Annotated in this window: 4 protein-coding genes; all 4 read right to left on the bottom strand. The window is 43.9% G+C overall.

The window, feature by feature from the left end:
* A partial coding sequence (locus tag VIN08_RS24895) for a HAMP domain-containing sensor histidine kinase (protein ID WP_331971364.1) occupies positions 1-2,033 on the bottom strand: 2,033 nt, incomplete at its 3' end.
* Between the two features lie 21 nt (positions 2,034-2,054).
* Positions 2,055-3,629, bottom strand: a complete 1,575-nt coding sequence (locus VIN08_RS24900; protein WP_331971366.1) for a tetratricopeptide repeat protein — start codon at positions 3,627-3,629, stop codon at positions 2,055-2,057.
* Positions 3,629-4,561: a type IX secretion system membrane protein PorP/SprF gene (locus VIN08_RS24905; protein ID WP_331971368.1), complete on the bottom strand. Its 933-nt coding sequence runs from the start codon at positions 4,559-4,561 to the stop codon at positions 3,629-3,631. The genes VIN08_RS24900 and VIN08_RS24905 overlap by 1 nt, the downstream gene beginning before the upstream one ends.
* Positions 4,562-4,564: 3 nt before the next feature.
* On the bottom strand, positions 4,565-5,636 hold a 1,072-nt coding region (locus VIN08_RS24910; RefSeq protein WP_331971370.1), incomplete at its 5' end, for an HYR domain-containing protein.

The following is a 5,636-nucleotide window of genomic DNA, read 5'->3' on the forward strand; positions in this document are numbered from 1 at the left end:
GGCACAGACTCAAGGGTGATGTTGCCTTCTAATGTCTGCACGGATTTTTGAACAATGTATAAGCCGAGGCCATTGCCTTTAGAATCGGGGTGACCTTTGAAGAACATATCGAACAGGCGATGCTGAATGCCGGCTTCTACGCCAATGCCATTGTCGCGAATGCTGAACTGTATATACTTGCCCCAGATGGCGGCCTTGAATACAATGCGCGGACCTTCACCGTGTTGCATGAGACTATAGATGAGAGCATTCTCTATTAAGTTTGTGATAACGACTTCTACCAGGTTAGGGTAAGAATAGAAAACGAGATCGGCCGGACAGTCCACTTCGAAGGTCACATGCTTTTCTTCAATGATGTTCCGGAATCTGTTCTTTACATTTTCCACCATGCTTAGCAAAGTAATTGAAGTATAGCCTGTGGGTTGGTTGATCTCGCTGATGATGCTTAATTTTTTCAAAAGCTTGTCCATACCTTCAGTAGTGTGAACCACGCGTTCCACTAATTCCTTCGGTTCACCGTTGGAGAGATGAATGGCGATGTTACATAGTCCGATGATGGAGCAGACTGGTGAGCGAAGGTCGTGCGATGCGCGGTATAGAAATGTATCGAGCTCGCGGTTTGCTTCGGCCAGCAGCTTCGTGCGGTCTTGTACAATCACTTCCAGGTTTTCGTTTACACGCTTCACTTCTTCATTGGCTACTACCAATGATTTCTTTTGCTTGCGCAGACGACTGCTGAAAGTAATTAACAACACAATGAGAACGCCAAAAACTAATGCTACAATTGATATCAGAAATAGTTGTTTCCGGAATGCCTGCTGCTCCTGCAAGCGCTTGGCCTCGCTTTCTGAAAGCTTGGTTTCCAGCTGCTGAAAGTCAAAGTATTTTTCTTTGAGACTGTTGATGATCTGTCGATAGTCGCTCAGGTTTTTGTAAAAACGACTTTCATTTTCTGATAGCAATTGTTCGAGTGCAAGGAGATCTGAGAAAAGCATGGCGCGTGTATTTTCATCGAGGTTCGAAAAACCTTTCTTCAGTTTCTCATCGATGATGCGGATTTTTTCATCGAACTCTGTACGCTGTTCGCGCAAGCCCTGACCTTCTACTGTTGCTTGCTTCACAAGGTTTTTAATGTCTTCCGTTACGAACGAAGAATCAGAGATGCGTCCCATGAAAACATCCTGATTGTTGCGCAGTGAATCCTGAAGTTGCGTAACCAGATCATTGAACTTGCTATCGAGCTTAGCCCTGGTGGCAGCGTCCATACTTTTCATAGACACATTCTTGAATATAGCATAGAATACGGTCAGCGATTGAATAGAGTCGAGTTGTGAGAGATCGAAATTTTTAAAGTAGTCTTTGTTGACAACCTGGTTTTGTGCAGCCGATTTTTCTTGCGCAGTAGCCGTAGGAGATTTTTGCTCTGTGGTAGTAGCTGCTACTGGCTTGATAAACGCTATAGTAAGTATAGCATCCTGACCGCTTTGCTGGAAGTCAACCATGTTATACCCTTTAATAGTAAATTGACTGGCTGCATCAATCTTCTCATCGAGCGCGATAGGTAATTCAAATTTACCTTCGGTATTGGTGGTAACTTGTGTTGTCTTTTTTCCGTGGTACGTTACAGAAAGATTACCCACAGAAGCGTTGCTTTGTTCTTTCACCATAACATTTACCATCTGGTAATTTTTCTTTCGCACAGCGATTTCCAGTATGCTCTTGCTCAGGTTCCAGGCGGCTGGCTCCAGTTGTTCATTTTTTATTTTGATCGTCTTTATAGGAAGGTCAGCCTCGAGTAATTCTGTAAACACTTCACCTTTATTGCCTGTTGAAATGAAAGGCTTGCCATTGATTGATACTTCTACATTCTTCATGGGCTTCAATTGCTCATCGAATGTTTTTACCTGTATCAGTTGTCGCACCTGTGCTGTAGCAGAAAAACCAGTGAGCAGTGTGGCAAACAAAACGATCATGCGCAACTTGTTCCAATGGCTGTGCATGATGCTGGGTATAAATATTGAAAGCCGTGTCATAATCATCTCTCGATATATACTTTAAAAAGTGTCTTTTACAAATACAATTTCATGAGCGCTAACTTGTCGCTTGTGCTTGGGGATTTCTAATACAACAGCGCTCTCTTTTCCGTTATCGCCTACTACGCGTATAATATACTCACTAAAATAGGGTACGATCACGGAAAAATTTCCCTTGCTGTCAGTAACGTTTTCGGATACAGTCGTATTGCGCAGGTTATCGACCAGGTAAACTTTTGTGTGAGGCATTGCCGTTAGTGCCGAAGAATCACTCCACGCATGCTCCTTTAACTTTACTACACCCGCTATAGTTACCGGGTAAGTTTGCAAGTCCATTTCTACTTCATAAAGATCATCGTTGTAGCCTCCGTTCTTTCGGTTCGATGAGAAATAGCCATGTGTATCGAGCGAGTCAACTACCATAGCAAAGTCATCATAGCTGGTGTTGATCGGATAGCCGGCATTACGCGGCTCGCTATAGCCATCGGCTTTGATAGCCGTTTCGAAGATGTCGAGTCCACCCATTCCCGGATGACCGTTCGAAGCGAAATATAGTGTACGATTCTGATGCAGAAAGGGAAACACTTCATCATAAGGTGTGTTTACTGTTTCACCAAGATTTTCCGGCTGTGTCCATTTATCGTTTTCAAAAGTAGACCGGTATATATCTTTGCCTCCTATACCGCCACCCATGTCAGAAGAGAAGTATAGCACTTTGCCATCTTCGCTGATAGTAGGGTCGCTGATAGAATGATATCGACTGTTATAGGGAAAAGGTGCAGTGATAGTCCACTCACCATTTTTCCATTCAGCAAAAAAGAGTTGAAGGTTACGCCTGCCGCCATTGCCGGTTTCATTTGCTGATGAGACGAATGCCATCTTTTGTTCCTTATCATAAAATACAACGGGGCCTGCATTACGGTGTGATGTGAGTTCTTTACTGAAGAGCGTGGCCTTGTCATACTGACCGCTGGGAAAAATACGAGCAGTATATATCTTGTAGAAGGGAGCGTTCATCGATGCATTTACTTTTTCGACAAGCTCGGGCTCCTTCCGGTTAGACAGGAAGACGATCTTATTCTTGTATGGCACCGCACAAAGTTCTCCATACTCGGTGTTCAGCGAAAGCGGGTGCACATTAAAGTGCGATGAGTCCTCGTATAAGTAGCGGATATTACTCAGGCGCCACACTTTTCGCATAGCCAGTTCATCGTCCTTTTTGTTGGCCAGGTGTTTCTGATAATATTCAATAGCGGTTTCGTAATTACCATTGGCTGCCTGCACCTCGGCATAGAAATATGTATCGCTCCAGGGAAGTGACCTCTTGGCTTTTAAGTAGCGGTCGTAATAAAGAATGGACCTGGTATAATCTTTCAGTGAATAGTAACAGCGGGCTACGCGAAGTTGAACATCCGGATCTTTCTTGGCTGCTTCTATATATAGCTTTAGTGCATCAAGATAATTTCTTTCCCTATAGTACTTATCGCCCAGGTTAACATCTTTTCTGAACAACCCGAAGACTGTTTGCTGCCCACGCACTCCGGTATATATACCGAGTATCAGAATGATTATCAATATAGTCCTGGACTTAATCATTATCGCGGAGAAGCTACCTTGGTTTCTACAAACTTGAAGAGATACTGTACCATTAACTCGTGCGATCCATTGGCGAGCCGTGCTACGTTGCCTATGGCATGGTCGTAAGCATACCCCAGCTGAAACTGTGGTGTGATCTGTGCCTTCAAAAGAAAATCAACGGATTCTTCTTTGCGATACGATAAACCGAGTGTTAACACCTTGCGATAGATCATGTTGATGTTAATGTCGTATGAGAGTGGCAATCCTGGGAAATATTTCAGTAAGATAGAAGGTTCATACTCTATACTTTCGTTCTGCGTGATGCGGTATTTTGAGAATAGAAAATAATTAGCACGACTCAAGCGCACCGATAGCGTGTCGCCTAGAGAAAGAGTTTCTGGCAAGAGTTGAGGGGCAGAGAAACCAAAATGCCATCGCGGACTTCTGAAATATATACCGGCACCAAAGTCAAAAAATGTTTCGGAGACATTGGTATATAATCGCGGATCGTTCGTTGCGCCACCAATCAGCGAAGCATAATCGGAACGTGTATTATTTATACCTGCCTGCAAGCCAAAGGAGAGAAATGATTTCCTGCCGGTCTGGATATGATAAGCATAATCCGTTAAAGCACTCAGGTTTTTATGAACACCGTATTGATCATTCACGATCGTGGCACCCAATCCGAAATGTTTTTTCTTGAATAACGTATGTCCAGTCAGAGTCTGTGTAGTAGGAGCATCATCTATACCACTCCACTGGCTGCGATGAATGAAGGTAAGATTCAACGCTTCGTCTGCGCCTGCATATGCGGGATTGATCACCAGGGTATTAAACATATACTGACTGAACTGTACTTTTTGCTGTGCAATACTATGCTGAAATGTAAATGCCAGTACTGTTACAAGCAACGTATAGTATATTGGATGATATGGTTTCTCTCTCCCCATGTGTTATCGCAGCAATTCTATAAACCCACTCTTCTTCAAATGCTTTTCCAGGAAGTCGACCTCAATTACGTAGTAGTATGTTCCGGTAGGTACCTGTACACCATTTGTATTTAATCCGTTCCATACTACGGTATTATTATTATATCCTGTAGCCTGATAGACCACACTTCCCCATCGATCAAGGATGAGTACTTTGTTACGGCTGAATTTCTCGATGCGCACCACGATCCATTCATCATTTTGTCCATCGCCATCAGGAGTTACCACTTTGGTTACTTCTACGTCAAGATCTTCATATGATACAATCACATTAAATGTACATGTTACTGTGTTGCCTGCATCGTTGGCGGCTGTGTATTCCACCAATGTAGTGCCTACCGGAAATATATCGCCAGGCTGATGTGAACCGGTAAAGGTTAATTCGCCACATCGCGTAGAGGCCGTAGGAGGGATCCACTCTACAGCTACTTGTCCTGATTCGCCAGCCTTCGCTAACACATCTGCAGGACAATCTTCAACAGAAGGTACTTCTTCGTTACGTACTTTAACATTGAAACGGCAGGTTGAAGTGTTGCCATGAACATCGGTGGCGGTATATATTACTTCGGTAGTGCCTGTGTCGAACCTGTCTCCGGGCAGGTGCGAACTTGTAACACTGGCTATACTGCAATTATCAGTAGCAGTAGGGGGCGTCCAGTTAACAAAGGCTCCACAAGAATTATCGGCCGCTACAGATATATTCGCCAGACAATTTTGAAATATAGGGGGTGTCAGATCATTCACAGTTATAGTAAACGAACATGTAGCATTGTTTCCTGATGCATCGGTTGCTGTATACGTAACGGTGGTGGTGCCCTCCGTAAAAAGATCACCCGGTGCGTGATCGGATGATATACTCACGGTGCCCGAGCAATTGTCGCTGGCTATAGGAGGAACCCAGTTTACATTCGCACCACAGGCTGTAGCATTTGTAGAAGCAGTAATGTTGTTGGGACAGTTGCTGAAGACAGGAGCAATAGCGTCACTCACCGTTACAGTGAAAGAACACGTAGTGGTATTGCCTGCTCCATCAGTT

The sequence above is a fragment of the Ohtaekwangia sp. genome, assembly GCF_036568665.1.
Classification (GTDB): domain Bacteria; phylum Bacteroidota; class Bacteroidia; order Cytophagales; family Cyclobacteriaceae; genus Ohtaekwangia.

Coding starts and splice junctions, on each gene's coding strand:
- VIN08_RS24900 (WP_331971366.1), bottom strand. CDS start 3,629: ATGATTAAGTCCAGGACTATATTGATAATCATTCTGATACTCGGTATA.
- VIN08_RS24905 (WP_331971368.1), bottom strand. CDS start 4,561: ATGGGGAGAGAGAAACCATATCATCCAATATACTATACGTTGCTTGTA.